The sequence below is a fragment of the Citrobacter sp. MNAZ 1397 genome, assembly GCF_023613995.1.
GTDB classification, from domain to species: Bacteria; Pseudomonadota; Gammaproteobacteria; order Enterobacterales; family Enterobacteriaceae; genus Phytobacter; species Phytobacter ursingii.
In genome coordinates, this window is sequence record NZ_JAKIVH010000003.1 from 270,675 (window position 1) to 287,508 (window position 16,834).

Below are 16,834 nucleotides of genomic sequence, written 5' to 3' on the forward strand. Positions count from 1 at the left end.
TTGAGTTGAGGGAAGCAATGACCTTTTACAGCATTGGCGATGTCGCAGAACGATGTGGAATAAATCCTGTCACGCTCAGGGCGTGGCAGCGCCGCTATGGATTGTTGAAACCTCAGCGAAGTGAAGGGGGGCATCGACAATTTGATGAAGAAGATATCCAACGGATTGAGGAAATTAAACGATGGATTGAAAGTGGCGTTCCGGTCGGTAAAGTCAAAGCGCTTCTGGAAGAGAAAAAAGTGGATTCTCATGATGGATGGGAATCGCTTCAGGAAGAGGTCATGTCCGTATTACGGCAGGTCCGTCCTGCGAAACTACGTGCCCTGATTATGAGTCTGGGACGGGAGCATACCGCCGATATTCTTATCGATCATGTATTTGTCCCCGTTCGCCAACGACTTTCTCTCGATCAAAGTACCGCCCGCGCCATGTGTAGTTTACTGGATGGCGTATTAATTGATTATGCCGTCTTATGCCTGACTCGTGCCCGCAAAAAGATGGGGAAAGACGCGTTGTTTATTAGCTGGGGCAGTGACGATCGCACCCGGATGTGGCTGGAAGCATGGCGTTTGTCACAGCACGACTGGAATATTGATGTTCTCGCGGAGCCACTGGAAACGGTTCGTCCGGAGCTTTTTCCTGGCCTGCATATTTTTGTGTGGACCGGTAAAGCGTTATCGCGTCATCAACAAGAACAGTTTACCCACTGGCGGGAACAGGGATTTGCCATCGCTTTGCATGGGGCATAAGGTCAAAATGTAACGCGCACTCTCTTCTGTGTCCTCTGCAGAAGGTGAGCAGCGCAGTTCCATTCGTTCTCCGTTATTTTCCTGCCCTTGCTCAGTAACCGCTGAGTAATAATCCTTTGAATATATTCGCTCCTCGCACATATCCCACAGACATGATTTTCCTCCGCTCACGGCCCCTTTTCATATTTCATCCCTTCGATGACCATATTAAGAATCCCCTGAATATTATTTTGCTGAAAACGTACCGGCTATAATAATAATGCAAGACATTATTTATGCCGAGAATGAAAGGAGGTGGGTTTGGTAAAAACCATTGAAAAACATGAACCAGGTTATATTGCGATCGGTGAAGCCGTGCTAGCCCATATCGCCAGTAATAAGGAAATATCACGTGAGTCACTAATGCTGATGTTAACGCAACACGCTGAGGAGGTGACGAATGAATACCAACTATCTCAAATTTGGCTGGGGCACTCATTACTTAAAAACGCCAGCCATGGCCATACCACTCACTGAAAATTAATATTCAGTAACGTGCCAATGCCGCTTAAACCGGCTTTCAGCCAGCCTCGATAACAGGCTAAGCATCCTTTTATTTGTCTTGTCATTTATCGGGTGGCTACTCGCGCTTTGATTTTATTCATACACCGCGCTCAGCCTCGCGAAGGGCACAGAGAGGAGAAACTATGCCTTTATTTATCCGATTGATAAGCGTTGTCCGATCGTTCTGATTACTGACGGAACGTCGGCGGCAGAATTTCTCTATTTCTGCTGGCTATAACAAAGCAGCGCTTTAGCGCTTTTATCTTATTTGTACAAATGTTTATTTCTGTAACAAACAGGAGGTTTTTACCATTATATGACTAAACAATCCGGTAATGAAATTTTAACCCGGGATGAACTGATTCGTGAAGCGATAGGCTTCGCAGCAGCATATTTAATTATGAATAATTTACCCGTGACGACACGCGGGTTGAGTCAGACTCTCCTTATGGAAGAAGAGAGAACGGATATTGCAGAACGTAAAGCAATTTATCAGGAAGCCAGGAAAATGGTTTTGCGTAAAATGCAGTAAATAAATATATCAGGCTGCACGTAATGGTGACTTTGGCAGCCTGATATAAAAATCATGAGGAGGAGATGATGACTGTAAAAACAGCCGACAAAGCCACAGAAATTCTTATTAGTGAGGCGTTGGTTCATTTACTTGAGTGTGGTGCGGAAATCACGCATGACACACTAATTCACACTCTGGATGATAAACGGGTAAATGTAACTGACCGGAACTTGCGAATGCGCTATTCCCGGGCGATTGATGAGGTGCGAACGCACCAGCGTTTTTCGCCCCAACAGCGCAGTGGAATTGGCCACCGCAGCTATCAGATTCATTAAACCGCACCGAAGGTGAATAATCGCCTTCGGTTTTTATGCTTGTTGTTTCAGTAAATTATTTCCCTTTAATATTACTGAGTTAAGTAAAGTCTGACATTCATTACATTATGAGATAGATTGTTTTTTAGCGGATCATGCTTTTAATCTCACATCCCCTGGGCAGTTATTTTTGCTAACAGGATCAGATATCCTTTCAATTAGGTGCTGCTAATGCCACAATGCCCGCCATGCTTATTGTTTAGCAGCGTTAATTGGTTACTGGCCGTAAGGTATTTTCCTGAATGCATAAGCAAGGTGAAATATGAATAATTCACGAAGTGACGGCCCGCAGGAGACGGAGGGCGCCTCGGGTAATGAGAAGCTAAGTCTGGAGCAGACATTAGGCGCCATCGTTATCCAAATGTTACGTGAAGGGCGGTATATTACTCGCCATAGTCTCTGCATTACCGTCGCAGGATGTATAGAAAAAAATACTCGCACCGAGCTTGAAGCGCATTATGCTGATATCTTGCGAGTATTACTCCGTCGCGAGACTGAGTAATTATCTGCGGCTGCCGTCATCGCTCATTCGCATGAAATGCATTCTGGAGTCAGCATGATTAAAGATGTAAAAGAGAGTCTGGTCGAACTGGTCATGGGTGATGCCATTCTCGAATTGCTTGAAGCGGATGCGCCCATTTCACATGGGGCGCTCATCGCACAACTCGCCCGTAATCTTGAACAGGAACAGCGCGAATCACGGCGGGAAGCCATTCTGGCGGCGATTAATGAGATACAGGAAAGTATCAAACTTATTGATCGTACCGAAGAAAAAAGGACCCGCTGGAATCAACAAACCGTTAAAAATAGAAAGTTGCTGCAATTGAATATTGCTTCACAAGGCGTCGGTGATAAAAAACATTAAATATTAAAAGATTATGCGTTTTCTCTGCTTTCGCTGAAGGTCATCTCTCGCCGATAAAAATGTCCGGGTGGAGGAGATGTATTTCTCTTTTCAAAGAGTGATTGCCAGTACCACTCTTGTCAAAGATCATCCGGCGTTCGACTGACCACCATTTCCAGAGCACTCCGGTACATCCTTGTTTTTTCGGGGTCGTTCTCCTCTTCAAGGTGACGAATGATTGCCAGAATCACCGCTTTGTTACTGACTGGTAAATTTAACGAAGCCAGCTTCTCTTCAACGGTTTTTATAAAAGCCAGCTCGACGCTGAAAACAGGCAGGCGAATGGTTTGTGACGTGTTAAGGAACTGTGTTGCCGGGTGAAGGGCCATAGGCGCTCTTTTCCTTTTTGCTGCATGCGTGGTAAATCAGAAAAATCCCCTTGTTCTGAAAATCTAGGCTGCTTTTGGCAAATTGCATAGTCCGGCAGCATTTTCCGCCTATAGCGTGCGAATTAATAAATTCACCTTCAGGATAAGAGTCTGTATTATACGTTTCATATATGATTCGTATAAGGTGAAGTATGGGTATCGTTAAAATCTCGGATTTGATGCACGAAAACCTGCGTCTGGCCAGCAATGCGCTGAGTCGTTCGATCAATGCCCAGGCTGAGCACTGGCTGAAAATCGGCATGCTCTCCGAGCTGTATCCCCATTTGACGCATCAGGAGCTTACTCGTCTGTTAGTTCGGGAAGAGCTTAAGGGCGGCGTGGATATCCATAGGCTGGTTGACGATGAGTCGTTGTCATTACACATGGAGCATGAAGCCAGATGACGAACATCAAATTGCACTCTCCGCAAGAGATTGAAATGGCCCGGGCAGCGGGTCACGCTGCGGCCAACGTTCTGGAAATGATCAAGCCCCACGTTCGCGCGGGCGTGACCACCGATGAGATCGACACGCTGTGTCACGATTTTATTCGCCATGAGTTAAAGGTGATTCCGGCGAACATAGGTTACAACGGCTATACCCGTACCGTTTGCACGTCGGTCAATCATGTGGTGTGTCACGGCATCCCGTCGGAGAAACGCCTTAAAGATGGTGACATTATCAATATTGACGTGGCGATCATCAAAGACGGATGGTACGGCGATACCAGCCGTATGTATTTTGTTGGTGAACCCTCAGTACGCGCCAGAAGACTCACCACCATCACCTATGAATCGATGGTCGCCGGTATTAAAGCTGTGCGTCCCGGCGCGACACTTGGCGATATCGGCGCGGCTATTCAGCAGGTGGCGGAGTCCGCTGGTTTTTCGGTGGTGAAAGAGTACTGCGGACATGGCGTGGGGCAGGAGTATCACGCAGAACCGCAGATCCTGCACTATGGCCGTCCGGGCACCGGGCTGGTGCTGAAAAAAGGGATGATTTTTACCATTGAGCCGATGCTCAACGCCGGTAAAGCCGCCACGAGCGTGCTGTCTGACGGCTGGACGGTTGTCACCAAAGACCGTTCACTCTCGGCGCAGTGGGAGCATATGGTAGCGGTCACCGATACCGGTTTCGATTTACTGACACCCTGGCCGGACCCTTCACCTGAGTATTCAGGGCTTTAATTTCCCTCTTCTTGATTCAGGCGGGTCAGACACGCGTTGACCTGCCTGCCTGGCCACGTCTTTGTACTCTTGCTGCCGCGAAAAAGATGCCGCTGACGGTACGCTTTAATTCCTTTGCTTCCATCACAAATTCCTTCGGGTATTACTGCGACAATCGCCCGGTGTCATGCCAAAGATTTGCTTTTACTCTGCGCACATCTTATTTCCAGCGCCTTTTTCTGCCTGTACGCAAAATAAAACCCAATCTTTCTCTTAAATTTATGGAGTCTTCTATGACATTTTCATTCTCTATTCCGCGCAGTATTATTTGTGGTGAAAACGCATTAGACCATCTGTCCACCCTTAAAGGGAAAAAAGCCGCGCTGGTAACGGGCGGCAGCTCAATGAAACGCTTTGGTTTTCTGGACAGGGCCATCAGCGAGCTGAATAAAGCCGGGATGGAATGCACCGTCATTGATAATGTCGAACCCAACCCGTCTGTCGAAACGGTCTGGCGTGGGGCGAAAGCGATGCTGGCGTTTGAACCAGACTGGATTGTAGCGATTGGCGGCGGTTCCGCGCTGGATGCGGCAAAAGTGATGTGGTGTTTCTACGAACATCCGCACCTGACGTTTGAAGACATCATTCCCGTGGGCTCAATGCCCGCATTGCGTAATAAAGCCCGTTTCGTCGCCATTCCGTCCACCAGCGGCAGCGCCTCTGAAATCACCGCGTTCTCGGTCATCACCGATACGGCGCATCACATCAAATACCCGATTGTGGCGGCAGATCTGGTCCCTGATATTGCCATTCTGGACCCGACCATTCCGGCAAAAATGCCGCCGCATGTCACCGTGCATACCGGGATGGATGTCATGACGCACGCGCTTGAGGCGTATGTCTCTACCGCGGCCAACTCTTTTACCGATCCCTACGCGGTAGAAGCTATTCGCCTGGTATTTGAATATCTGGAAATCGCTTACCTGTCGCCGAATGACCTGAATGCGCGTATGCATATGCATAATGCCTCGGCGCTGGCGGGCATTGCATTTACTAATGCCTCTCTGGGACTGGTGCATTCTATGGCGCATAAGATTGGCGGGGAGTTTGGTATTACGCATGGCCTGGCGAACGCGATTATGCTGCCATATATCATTCAATATAATTCTATCTACACCAATAAATACCAGAAGCTGGAGAAAGCGCTGGGTATTGGCAATCTTATCACCGCCATTAAAGACCTGAATAAGCGTCTGAATATACCCGAGACCCTTGGGCAATGTGGCGAGGTTGAAATTAAAGAGGCCGCCTTTATGCAGGTACTCGACCGCATGAGTCATAACGCGGTGGATGATCCATGCACCCTGACCAATCCCAATCAGCCAACGGTACAGGATGTGAAAACATTATATTCAAGCGCCTATTACGGCGCCTGATATTCATGGTGACAAAGAACAAAAGCGTATGGCGACATACGCTTTTTTTTTCCCTGTATCCTTCCCGATAAGCGAGCATAAACGCCACCGCAGCGCCGGGAATGCTTGCTCCGCTAAAAATGCCTCAGCGCGTAAGAAAACAGCCACTGACATATCATGACAACGTGCTAATTTTAAAACGGTTCATTCACGCGCGGTTTATGCTGTAAACGCAGGTATGGAGATAGCGATGTTTTTTATCTGGATGCTGTTGCCGGCACTCTACATTGGTTCTCGTTTTATCTGGTGGCTTCCACTGCCCCCTGTGCTGCGCCTTGGCCTGTTTCTTGTGCTGGTGGGCATTTGTGAGTTCCGCTTTTTTAGCCGTTGGCTGTGGGGTGGCTCATTTTCCCCTGAGTGGCCGCGTCTGGTAGTGATGCTGGCTGGCGGATTGTTTGGCGCCGTGGTGCTGTTCGCCAGTTTCCTGCTTCTGCGCGATGTTCTCGCTCTACTGGTCGGGCTGCTGACCGGTAAAACGCTCCCTGCATTGCCCATCATGTTGCCGCTGCTCGTACTGTCTGTAGTGCTGGCGGTTATCGGCGTCTGGCAGGCAACACGGATACCCCATGTTCGTACTGTCCATGTTGAGATCCCTGGTCTGCCCCCTGCTTTTGACGGCTACCGGCTGGTACAACTGGCCGATATTCATGCCACGCGCCTGTTGCCCCGCAAATGGGTACAACAAATTGTCGCCAAAACCAACGCCCTGCAACCGGATCTCATTGCCTTGACCGGCGATATGTCAGACGGCGCCGTGGAGGATCGCCTGCCGGATGTCGAGCCGCTGACACAACTGCGAGCGGCGGATGGCGTCTATGCGATTACGGGCAACCATGAATACTACTTTGACTACGCAAGCTGGGCGCCAGCCTGGCAGAAGCTGAGCATTCCCTTTTTGACTAATCAGCATGTGCGTATTGCACGCGGTGACGACTCATTTGTGCTGGCAGGTGTACCGGATATAGCGGCGAGAAATTACGGTTTTGCAGGACCGGACCTGAAACGCGCACTGGAAGGTACTCGCCCCAATGATACCGTTATCCTGCTCGATCACAGACCGGGTACCGCGGATGATAACGCCGCGGCAGGTGTGAAGTTGCAGCTATCCGGTCATACCCACGGTGGGATGGTGCTGGGTCTGGACCAACTGGTGAAGCCCCTTAACAACGGTTATATATCCGGCCGTTATTCGGTGGGGCCGATGACGCTCTACGTCAGCAATGGCGCCGGGCTGTGGAACGGGTTTCCGCTGCGGCTGGGCCGTCCTTCTGAAATCACCGAGCTTATTCTGCACCCAACGACATCCGCGGCGCGTTGAAGTGGAGACAGTCGCCTGGTGGCGGCTGTTCCGGCTGGCGCTGTTCGCCAGCGCGGCCGGGTTTGGTTCCGACGGTTAACCGAGGAGCATCGTCAGGTCTATTCCATAACCAACGATGCACTCCTGGTGGCGGCTTGCCGTTATCACTTTTGATAACGTTTGAGTGGGTTATCCCTTTTTTGCCCGCAGTGCGGCAACTGCCTGCACGCATTGCTCAACCACGTCTTCGACCTCATGGTTGATATCGATGCGCATGACATCATCCTCTTCCTGTTCCGGGCGTTCCAGCGCAGCGAACTGACTTTTGAGTAACTCTACCGGCATAAAATGCCCCTGCCGTTTCGCCATTCTCGCCAGAATGGTTTCATAATCGCCGTCCAGCCACAGAAAATGTACATTCGGACTGCCTTTGCGCAGAATATCCCGGTAGCGTTTTTTTAATGCTGAACAGACAATTAAACCTGTTTCATTCTTTTTATACAGACTGTAAGAGGCATCATTTAATCGTTCCAGCCATGGCAATCTGTCTTCATCGGTTAAAGGAATGCTGGCAGACATTTTATCGATATTCTTTGCCGGATGAAGATCGTCCCCATCAATAAATTTCGCACCAAGTTTGGCGGCGGCTTTAGCGCCAATCAATGATTTTCCGCTGCCCGATACCCCCATCAAAATATAACTCTCACCGCCCATTTAATTACTCCCGTCTCATTTTGATGACGCGGATATTACCGTGCAAATAGCAATGTGCTTATGTTTTTCTGCACCGGAAAAGCAGAATTATAAAGCGCGTCACGTTATGCGTAACATTGCAGTGTAACAATTTTTGAGCGTGACATACATCACAATTCAGCGCAGACAAAACCGTTTAAATGCCCACCAGGCCACGTCCTGACCAGAGAGGAAACATGAAGATTAAAACTCAATCCTGCGTTGTAGCGGGAAAGCAAACTGTTGACGTTACCGACCAGGAAATTGAATGGAATAATAAAGGTACATTGGTACAAATAACCCGCGGGGGGATTTGTGGATCCGATTTACATTATTATCAGGAAGGCAAGGTAGGTAATTTTTCCGTTAAAGCACCGATGGTATTAGGCCATGAAGTCATTGGTAAAGTTGTTCATTCAGATTCAGAAAAATTACATGAAGGGCAAACTGTTGCAGTAAATCCATCAAAACCCTGTGGTCATTGTAAATACTGCCTGGCGAAAGAAGAAAATCAGTGTACTGAAATGCGTTTCTTTGGCAGCGCGATGTATTTTCCACATGTCGATGGCGGGTTTACCCGTTTTAAAGTGGTGGATACTGCGCAATGTATTCCTTTCTCCGGTAATGCCGACGCCAAAACCATGGCTTTTGCCGAACCGCTGGCGGTCGCTATTCACGCTGCCCATCAGGCCGGTGATTTACAAGGCAAACGTGTCTTTATCTCGGGCGTAGGCCCGATTGGCTGCCTGATTGTCAGCGCGGTGAAAACCCTGGGCGCAGCAGAAATTGTGTGCGCGGATATCAGCTCTCGCTCGCTTGAACTGGCGCAAAAAATGGGGGCCGATACGCTACTCGACCCGCGTAGCGCTGACCTGACGCCGTGGAAAGCGGAAAAAGGTTATTTCGATGTCAGCTTCGAAGTATCGGGCAACCCGACATCCATTACCACCTGCCTGGAAGTGACGCGCGCCAGAGGGGCGATGGTTCAGGTAGGGATGGGCGGCGCGGTGGCGGATTTCCCGATGATGATGCTGATTGCCAAAGAAATCGCCCTGAAAGGTTCTTTCCGTTTCACCACTGAATTCAATACCGCTGTCTCCTGGCTGGCGAATGGCGTGGTGGATCCGCTGCCGTTATTGAGTGGCGAATACCCGTTCACCGAGCTGGAGCAGGCACTCAAATTCGCCGGCGATAAAACCCAGGCTGCCAAAGTTCAACTCGTTTTTTAATGCATCGTGATAAGGAATAAGACCATGAACGACCTTTTTTCACTGGCGGGCAAGAATGTCCTGATTACCGGTTCTGCACAGGGTATTGGTTATTTATTAGCAACGGGCCTCGGGAAATACGGCGCACAAATTATCGTTAACGATATTAATCAGGAACGTGCTGATGCCGCTGTTGAGAAGCTGCGTGCGGCAGATATTCGCGCCGTGGCCGCGCCATTTAACGTAACCAAAAAAGCTGAAATTGATGCCGCTATTGCGCGCATTGAGGAGCAAACCGGGCCGATTGATGTCCTGGTCAATAATGCCGGTATCCAGCGCCGCCATCCGTTTAATGACTTCCCGGAACAAGAGTGGAATGACGTGATCGCGGTTAACCAGACGGCGGTTTTCCTGGTATCGCAGGCGGTGACCCGTCGTATGGTTGAACGTCAGGCCGGGAAAGTGATCAACATCTGCTCCATGCAAAGTGAGCTGGGGCGCGACACCATCACACCGTACGCCGCGTCTAAAGGTGCGGTCAAAATGCTGACCCGCGGCATGTGCGTTGAACTGGCACGGCATAACATTCAGGTGAATGGGATTGCGCCGGGTTATTTCAAAACCGAGATGACCAAAGCGCTGGTCGAAGATGAAGCGTTCACCGGCTGGCTCTGCAAACGTACTCCTGCGGCACGCTGGGGCAACCCGGAAGAGCTGATCGGCGCAGCGGTGTTCCTCTCCTCTAAAGCCTCGGATTTTGTTAACGGTCATCTTCTGTTTGTTGACGGCGGCATGCTGGTCGCAGTGTGACTCGTTAGCACTAAAACGCAGCGCTTCGGCGCTGCTGGTTCGGCACATAACAAGAGACAAGATTATGCCATTACTGATTATCGCGGCAGGTGTAGCGCTGCTGCTGGTCTTAATGATTGGTTTTAAAGTGAATGGGTTTATCGCCCTGGTGCTGGTTGCCGCCGTTGTCGGGTTTGCCGAAGGTATGGATGCGCAGGCCGTGTTGCACTCCATTCAGGGAGGCATCGGCGGAACCTTAGGCGGCCTGGCGATGATCCTCGGCTTTGGCGCCATGCTGGGGAAGTTGATTTCCGACACCGGGGCCGCCCAGCGTATCGCCACTACGCTGATTGCGACATTCGGTAAAGAACGGGTGCAATGGGCGCTGGTCATTACCGGTCTGGTCGTGGGGCTGGCGATGTTCTTTGAAGTGGGTTTTGTCCTGCTGTTGCCGCTGGTATTTACCGTGGTGGCGTCGTCTGGTCTGCCGCTGCTCTACGTCGGAGTCCCGATGGTGACCGCGCTGTCCGTGACCCACTGTTTTCTGCCGCCGCATCCGGGGCCGACCGCTATCGCCACCATTTTTGAAGCCAATCTGGGTACCACCCTGCTGTATGGCATGATCATTACCATTCCGACGGTTATTGTCGCCGGGCCGCTGTTTTCGAAACTGCTGACGCGTTTTGAGAAAGCGCCGCCGGAGGGGCTATTCAACCCGCATATCTTTGCCGATCATGAAATGCCGGGTTTCTGGAACAGTATTTTCGCGGCGGTGATGCCCGTGATCCTGATGGCGATTGCGGCAGTTTGTGAAATTACCCTGCCAAAAGGCAACAGCGCGCGTGTTTTCTTTGAGTTTGTCGGTAACCCGGCGGTGGCCCTGTTTATCGCTATCGTGATTGCTATTTTCACTCTCGGATTGCGCAATGGGCGTAATCTCGAAAACGTGATGGAGATGGTGGGCGCCTCCATCGGCGCTATCGCGATGATTGTCTTCATTATTGCGGGCGGTGGGGCGTTCAAACAGGTACTGGTCGATAGCGGAGTAGGCAAATACATCTCACAATTAATGACCGGCACGACCCTTTCGCCGCTGCTGATGTGCTGGACCGTTGCCGCCGTATTGCGTATTGCGCTGGGGTCTGCCACTGTGGCGGCCATTACGACCGCGGGTGTCGTACTGCCAATAATTAATGTTACCCATGCCGATCCGGCGCTGATGGTGCTGGCAACCGGGGCGGGCAGCGTCATTGCGTCACACGTCAACGATCCGGGATTCTGGCTGTTCAAAGGCTACTTTAATCTCAGCGTTGGTGAGACACTGCGTACCTGGACGGTCATGGAAACGCTGATTTCGTTTATGGGCTTACTGGGTGTGCTGACACTTAACGCCATCCTCCATTAACTTCATTTTCCGCAATGACGGCATTCCCTGGGGAAGTGGATAACCCGCTTCCCCCAGGGAGGGAGAGACGATGAGAAATCACAGAATTTCACTGCAGGATATCGCCACGCTGGCGGGGGTTACCAAAATGACCGTCAGCAGGTATATCCGCTCGCCTAAAACCGTAGCGAAGGCAACAGGCGAGCGCATCGCCATGATCATGGAAGAGATCAACTATGTACCCAACCGCGCGCCCGGCATGTTGCTCAACGCGCAAAGCTATACGCTGGGCGTGCTGATCCCCTCTTTCCAGAATCAACTGTTTGCTGACATTCTCGCTGGCATTGAGTCTATTACATCTGACCATAACTATCAGACACTTATCGCTAATTATAATTACAACAAAGAGTCCGAAGAAGAGTCGGTAATTAATCTGCTTTCCTACAATATCGACGGCATTATCCTCTCTGAAAAGCACCATACCGTTCGCACCGTTAAGTTTCTGCGCTCCGCCAAAATCCCCATTGTGGAGCTGATGGATGTGCAGGGCGCCAAAATGGATATGGAGGTGGGGTTTGATAATCGCCAGGCCGCCTTTGATATGGTGAGCACCATGCTGGCTAAGCGACAGCGGCGCAAAATTATCTATCTGGGCTCGAAAGACGATATGCGTGATGAGCAGCGTTTTTGTGGTTATTGCGATGCCATGAATCAGCATCAACTGGAGGCTTACCGTATCAATCCCCGCGCGAGTTCGTCTATCTATCTCGGGTCGCAGCTCATGGCCGAAGCCTTTAAATCCCACCCGGATCTTGATGGTGTTTTTTGTACAAATGACGATATTGCGATGGGCGCGCTGTTTTACTGCCGCGAACACGATCTTGCTGTTCCGGAACGCATTTCCATCGCCGGCTTTCATGGCCTGGAAATGGGCAAACAGATGATTCCGAGCCTGGCGAGTGTGATCACGCCGCGTTTTGATATCGGAAGAATGGCGGCGCAAATGTTATTGAATAAATTAAAAAATGACGCACTCAACCACAACACTGTCGATTTGGGTTATCAAATTTATCAGGGAAAAACCCTCTGACGCCTTCCTGCATCCTCTGACATTGCCCCCTCCGGATAAAAAAATTTCATCAAAATTACGGTGAAGTGTTAAGTGGTTTTTACCGATATATGAAGCATGAGTTAATTGGGTTATTTGCCACGGGGCGATTGCCTGAGCGGGGAAACATGAACACACGTAAAAAACTCACGGCCAGAACACTCATGCTGGCGTCTATTTTTGTCACTATCACCACCGGGTTCCTGGTCACCATTGGCCTGTTGCTCTGGCAATCTATGGGCCAGCAGGAAGCGGTCGCCAAAAGACATCTCCAGCAAATTGCGCTCACTGAATCATTACGTGTTCAGCAACAGCTGGACTCGGCACTGAATGCCGCGCGTGATTTGGGCAACAGCGCATGGGCATTACATCAGGCCGGGTTAACAGAACGGCGTGGCCTGGACCAGCTATTGACCGATTATCTGCATCAGCATCCTGATTTCCTGTCGATGTCACTGGCCTTTGAAGCCAATACATTTGACGGTAAAGATGCGGAGTTTGCAGGGCAAGCGGATCAGGATCCGGCAGGCCGCTACGCGCGCTATGCTGACCGTGATAACAGCGGTAACCCGGCGCTGCACAACCTGGTGGATTATGAAACGCTGGGCAGCGGCGACTACTACCTTTTGCCGCGTCAGCGCCAGAAAGAGGTGATTATCGAGCCGTATATCTACCCCTATAACGGTGTGGATGTGATGCTGACCTCCATTGCGGCACCGATTGTCCGCGACGGTAAGTTTCAGGGCTCTGTGACCTCGGATTTCTCGCTGGACACGCTGCAAAAAATGATCGGCGCGATCAAGCCATGGGAAGGTACGGGCTATGCGCTGTTGCTCTCGGCGGATAACAAAGTGGTTTCCAGCCCTGATAAGGCGGCAACGGGTAAACCCTGGACAGGGACGATCGGCGGGGAAGCGGTGATACGCACCGACGATGCCCTGTTAAAAGAACCGGCATTTGTCACCTGGCGCACCATCGATATTGGTAATAGCCAGACGCCGTGGAAACTGGCAATAGTCACGCCCGTCAGCGTCGTGATGGCCGAAGCGTGGCACTACCTGCGTAACGCCATCCTTCTGATGATCCTCAGCATTATCATTGTCAGCGTGGTGGTGGCGATGGTGTTCACCCGCAAGGTTGCGCGCCCGGTAGGCGGCGAGCCGACGGAGGCCTCAGAGATTGCGCTGTCCGTAGCTCAGGGAGATTTGAGTCATCAGATTTCTGTGCGTAACGGCGATAACAGCAGCATCTTTTATGCCCTGCATACCATGCAAGCCCAGCTCCGGCGTATCGTTGGCAGCATTAACGATGCCAGCCATTCTGTGCGGGCGGGAAGCAGTGAAATTGCAGCGGGCAACCTCGATCTGGCCTCCCGAACCGAAGAGCAGGCCGCAGCGATTGTGCAGACGGCGGCAAGCATGGAGCAGATTTCCGTGACCGTGAAAAACAACGCCGAGAATGCGCATAAGGCAACATCGCTGACGCAGAATGCGGCGCAGATTGCCGGGCAGGGCGAATCGCTGGTGGCAGAAGTGGTCGATATCATCGGCAAGATTGATGAGAGCGCCGGCAAGATTGGCGATATTAACAGCATCATCGACAGCATTGCTTTTCAGACCAATATCCTGGCGCTGAACGCGGCCGTCGAAGCGGCCCGCGCTGGTGAGCAGGGCAAAGGCTTCGCGGTGGTGGCCGGTGAAGTACGCAACCTGGCACAGCGTAGCGCCAGTGCGGCCAGGGAGATTTCGGCGCTGATTGAGGAGTCATCCGGGCGCGTCAGTAAAGGGGTTACGCTGGTCAATGAAACAGGGGCAATGATGAAGCAAATCATTGCATCGGTTTCCAGTGTCCATCTGGTGATTGCCGAGATTGTGCAGGCGCTGGATGAGCAAACGAAAGGCGTGAGCCAGGTGAGCGAGGCGGTCAATCAGATGGATAGCGCCACCCAGCAGAATGCGTCACTGGTGCAGCAGATCTCCGCAGCCGCCATGTCGCTGGAGGAGCAGGCGAAGAACCTGGAAGAGACCCTGGCATTTTTCTCGGATGCGCGGCAGAGCTATTCGTAACGAGTGGGCTATGATTTCGTCCCCGGTGGCGCTGCGCTAACCGGGGCTACGGCTGGTGCGGTTGGTAGCCCGGATAAGGCGCTTGCGCCGCATCCGGGAAGAGTCCCCGGTGTCGCTGCGCTAACCGGGGCTACGGCTGGTGCGGTTGGTAGCCCGGATAAGGCGCTTACGCCGCATCCGGGAAGAGTCCCCGGCATACGGTATGGGGTATGTCAAACGCCTTCCACTCCATACTCTTTCATCTTACGCCATAGTGTTGTCGGGCTTATCCCCAACATCACCGCGGCTTGCGATTTATCCCCACCGGTACGTTTCATCACCGCGCCGATCAGCTTCTGCTCCTGCTTTTTCAATAAATCCACGTCACCGGGCTGCGGGACGATAGCTTCGTCATCATCAGACACAGACATATGGCACAGCGACTGCAAGGCATCGACATCCACAACGTGCATATCAAACAACACAATCAGCCGTAAAATCACCGCCTGTAACTCCCGAATATTGCCAGGCCACGGGTAACTGTTGAGAAAATTCACGGCTTCATCAGTAAAGGTCAGCGCTTTGTTATTCTTTGCCAGCAGGTCTTCAATAATCAGCATCACATCGCCGGTTCGCTCTCTGAGAGCCGGCAACTGAAGCGCAAGGACATTAATGCGATACCAGAGATCCTGGCGAAATTCACCGGCCGCCACCTGCGCGCCCAGCTCCTTATTACTGGCGGTGATTAAGCGGAAACTGGCGCTGATGAGGGAGTCGCCGCCAACCCGGCTGAACCGCTTTTCCTGCAAAATGCGCAGCAGTTTGATTTGCACCGGAAGCGGCGCCTCGCTGATTTCGTCAATAAATACAGTACCGTTCATCGCCATCTCGAAAATACCTGGCTTACCGCCCCGACGCGCATTCGTGAAGGCGCCGTCGGCATAGCCAAACAGCTCGCTTTCCAGCAGACTCTCCGGAATGGCGGCACAGTTGATGGCAATAAAGGGTTCCGCGCTGCGTGGACTGGCGTGATGAATACTCTGGGCAAACAACTCCTTGCCGGTGCCGGTCTCGCCCAGAATAGTGATGGGAAGGTCGTGAGCAGCGTAGATTTTGGCGCGTGCGATTGCGGATTCCATCACCGGGGACTGCCCGATAATGTCGGCAAACGAATATGTGGTGGTAAAGCCTTTGTGGTCACTTTTCTTGCTGATGCGGGAAGCAGACCAGCCGTTATGTTCCTGCCTGCTGCCGGTGATAACGGTATAAAAGCCGTGTTTATTCGAAAAGTGCTTTGCCGCAATATTGACCGTCTCGCCATCTATCTCGATAGCTTGTTCTTTTATATCTATCTCATTGATAATACTGCCATAAATGCTTTTAAAAGCCTCTTTCTTAAAGATCTTATCGCCAATATTGCACTGGAATAACGCAAAGCCACAGGCGTTGATATGAATAATTTCCCCGGAAGGGTCCAGGCACATAATGCCCTCGTGCGATTGATTCAGCGCAGACCAGGACATGGTTAATTTCAGGTTTTCATTTGTGATGTATTTCAACAGACTTTCAGCAACATCCAGTGCCTGTTCGATGGAGATATTATCGGTATCGCCCATAATGACATTCAAATCATACTTCTTCGCCATCTCTGCAACGGTCAGTCCGCCAATCACCAACTGGTAATCGTTATCTGCCAGGTTTTTCACAACGTTATCGATATCGTAGTGGTTATAGACCTGGCAGATTTTAAAATCTTCGTTGGTCATATTTTGATAATGACGAAGGACATTACAGAACTGCGGAAATCCTACGGCGGCAATCTTCTGCGATTTTTTTCTCGCCTCCTGCAGAATGCGATAAATACCGTGCAGGTCGTGGGCGATTTCAATAACGGGAATAGTAAGACTGTTGCGTAATAGCGCTGCCGTGCCGCCCCGGCTAATGATGATTTTGGTGCCGCCGGCAACTAACTGCTGCGCTTTTTCCACCACGTCAAAATAGTGAAACTCGTAAACGGGGATGTCGATCTTTCTTTCGATAAGCACGTTGGATATGCGTTGGGTGATCGTTTTTGACACCGAGAAAATCGCAATTTCGTTGTTTTTCATGGGTTATCCAGAGTTACCGATTTATGCCGGAGTTATCATATCCTCACGCTCTTCACGCCACAAAGCGCCAC

18 protein-coding genes and 1 pseudogene are annotated in these 16,834 nt (G+C 51.0%); 16 read left to right on the forward strand and 3 right to left on the reverse strand.

The annotated features are described in order from the left end of the window. Positions 1–17: 17 nt before the first annotated feature. The 6 genes from L2097_RS18455 (at position 18) to L2097_RS18480 (ending at position 3,045) form a co-directional block, all read left to right on the forward strand. Positions 18–749 carry a MerR family transcriptional regulator gene (locus L2097_RS18455; protein WP_142517262.1) on the forward strand — a complete coding sequence of 244 codons (732 nt, stop codon included), beginning with the start codon at positions 18–20 and terminating at the stop codon, positions 747–749. Positions 750–1,049: 300 nt separating this feature from the next. Continuing rightward, the gene (locus L2097_RS18460; protein ID WP_047372737.1) at positions 1,050–1,265 is read left to right on the forward strand and encodes a hypothetical protein; all 216 of its coding nucleotides are present in this window, start codon (positions 1,050–1,052) and stop codon (positions 1,263–1,265) included. A gap of 343 nt (positions 1,266–1,608) precedes the next feature. Continuing rightward, positions 1,609–1,824: a hypothetical protein gene (locus tag L2097_RS18465; RefSeq protein ID WP_250353458.1), complete on the forward strand. Its 216-nt coding sequence runs from the start codon at positions 1,609–1,611 to the stop codon at positions 1,822–1,824. A 65-nt stretch (positions 1,825–1,889) separates the two neighbouring features. Next, entirely contained in the window at positions 1,890–2,141 is a 252-nt protein-coding gene (locus tag L2097_RS18470) for a hypothetical protein (protein WP_139153734.1), read from the forward strand. Between the two features lie 301 nt (positions 2,142–2,442). Further along, positions 2,443–2,682 carry a hypothetical protein gene (locus L2097_RS18475; protein ID WP_085007179.1) on the forward strand — a complete coding sequence of 80 codons (240 nt, stop codon included), beginning with the start codon at positions 2,443–2,445 and terminating at the stop codon, positions 2,680–2,682. A 54-nt stretch (positions 2,683–2,736) separates the two neighbouring features. Continuing rightward, on the forward strand, positions 2,737–3,045 hold the full coding sequence (locus L2097_RS18480) for a hypothetical protein (protein ID WP_085007178.1): 309 nt from the start codon (positions 2,737–2,739) through the stop codon (positions 3,043–3,045). A gap of 119 nt (positions 3,046–3,164) precedes the next feature. Here L2097_RS18480 and L2097_RS18485 read toward each other — a convergent pair whose 3' ends face one another. Beyond that, positions 3,165–3,413, reverse strand: a complete 249-nt coding sequence (locus L2097_RS18485; RefSeq protein ID WP_085007177.1) for a biofilm development regulator YmgB/AriR family protein — start codon at positions 3,411–3,413, stop codon at positions 3,165–3,167. Between the two features lie 191 nt (positions 3,414–3,604). On the opposite strand from L2097_RS18485, the gene L2097_RS18490 reads away from it, so the two are divergent. The 5 genes and pseudogenes from L2097_RS18490 to L2097_RS18510 form a co-directional block, all read left to right on the forward strand. Continuing rightward, positions 3,605–3,856 (forward strand): ParD-like family protein, encoded by a 252-nt coding sequence (locus L2097_RS18490; RefSeq protein WP_085007176.1) that lies wholly within the window; start codon positions 3,605–3,607, stop codon positions 3,854–3,856. Continuing rightward, the gene (gene map, locus L2097_RS18495) at positions 3,853–4,638 is read left to right on the forward strand and encodes a type I methionyl aminopeptidase (protein WP_142517271.1); all 786 of its coding nucleotides are present in this window, start codon (positions 3,853–3,855) and stop codon (positions 4,636–4,638) included. The genes L2097_RS18490 and map overlap by 4 nt, the downstream gene beginning before the upstream one ends. 272 nt (positions 4,639–4,910) lie before the next feature. Continuing rightward, positions 4,911–6,053, forward strand: a complete 1,143-nt coding sequence (locus L2097_RS18500) for an iron-containing alcohol dehydrogenase (RefSeq protein ID WP_250353459.1) — start codon at positions 4,911–4,913, stop codon at positions 6,051–6,053. Positions 6,054–6,282: 229 nt separating this feature from the next. Continuing rightward, on the forward strand, positions 6,283–7,410 hold the full coding sequence (locus L2097_RS18505) for a metallophosphoesterase (protein ID WP_047372746.1): 1,128 nt from the start codon (positions 6,283–6,285) through the stop codon (positions 7,408–7,410). 63 nt (positions 7,411–7,473) lie between these two features. Then, positions 7,474–7,563: pseudogene (locus L2097_RS18510) on the forward strand (type II toxin-antitoxin system YoeB family toxin); the annotation flags it as partial. A gap of 15 nt (positions 7,564–7,578) precedes the next feature. Here L2097_RS18510 and idnK read toward each other — a convergent pair. Beyond that, a complete protein-coding gene (idnK, locus tag L2097_RS18515; protein ID WP_250353460.1) occupies positions 7,579–8,103 on the reverse strand; it encodes a gluconokinase in 525 nt (174 codons plus the stop codon). Positions 8,104–8,318: 215 nt separating this feature from the next. Here idnK and idnD point away from each other — a divergent pair, with 215 nt between their 5' ends. The 5 genes from idnD (at position 8,319) to L2097_RS18540 (ending at position 14,676) form a co-directional block, all read left to right on the forward strand. Continuing rightward, positions 8,319–9,350 (forward strand): L-idonate 5-dehydrogenase, encoded by a 1,032-nt coding sequence (gene idnD / locus L2097_RS18520; protein ID WP_250353461.1) that lies wholly within the window; start codon positions 8,319–8,321, stop codon positions 9,348–9,350. A gap of 24 nt (positions 9,351–9,374) precedes the next feature. Next, positions 9,375–10,139, forward strand: a complete 765-nt coding sequence (gene idnO / locus L2097_RS18525; RefSeq protein WP_041851306.1) for a gluconate 5-dehydrogenase — start codon at positions 9,375–9,377, stop codon at positions 10,137–10,139. Positions 10,140–10,203: 64 nt separating this feature from the next. Beyond that, the gene (locus tag L2097_RS18530; protein ID WP_047372749.1) at positions 10,204–11,523 is read left to right on the forward strand and encodes a gluconate:H+ symporter; all 1,320 of its coding nucleotides are present in this window, start codon (positions 10,204–10,206) and stop codon (positions 11,521–11,523) included. Positions 11,524–11,593: 70 nt separating this feature from the next. After that, entirely contained in the window at positions 11,594–12,592 is a 999-nt protein-coding gene (idnR, locus tag L2097_RS18535) for a DNA-binding transcriptional regulator IdnR (RefSeq protein WP_047372750.1), read from the forward strand. A gap of 146 nt (positions 12,593–12,738) precedes the next feature. After that, positions 12,739–14,676 (forward strand): methyl-accepting chemotaxis protein, encoded by a 1,938-nt coding sequence (locus tag L2097_RS18540; RefSeq protein ID WP_250353462.1) that lies wholly within the window; start codon positions 12,739–12,741, stop codon positions 14,674–14,676. 212 nt (positions 14,677–14,888) lie between these two features. On the opposite strand, the gene L2097_RS18545 is transcribed toward L2097_RS18540, so the two are convergent. Beyond that, positions 14,889–16,763: a sigma 54-interacting transcriptional regulator gene (locus tag L2097_RS18545; RefSeq protein ID WP_250353463.1), complete on the reverse strand. Its 1,875-nt coding sequence runs from the start codon at positions 16,761–16,763 to the stop codon at positions 14,889–14,891. Between the last annotated feature and the right edge of the window lie 71 nt (positions 16,764–16,834).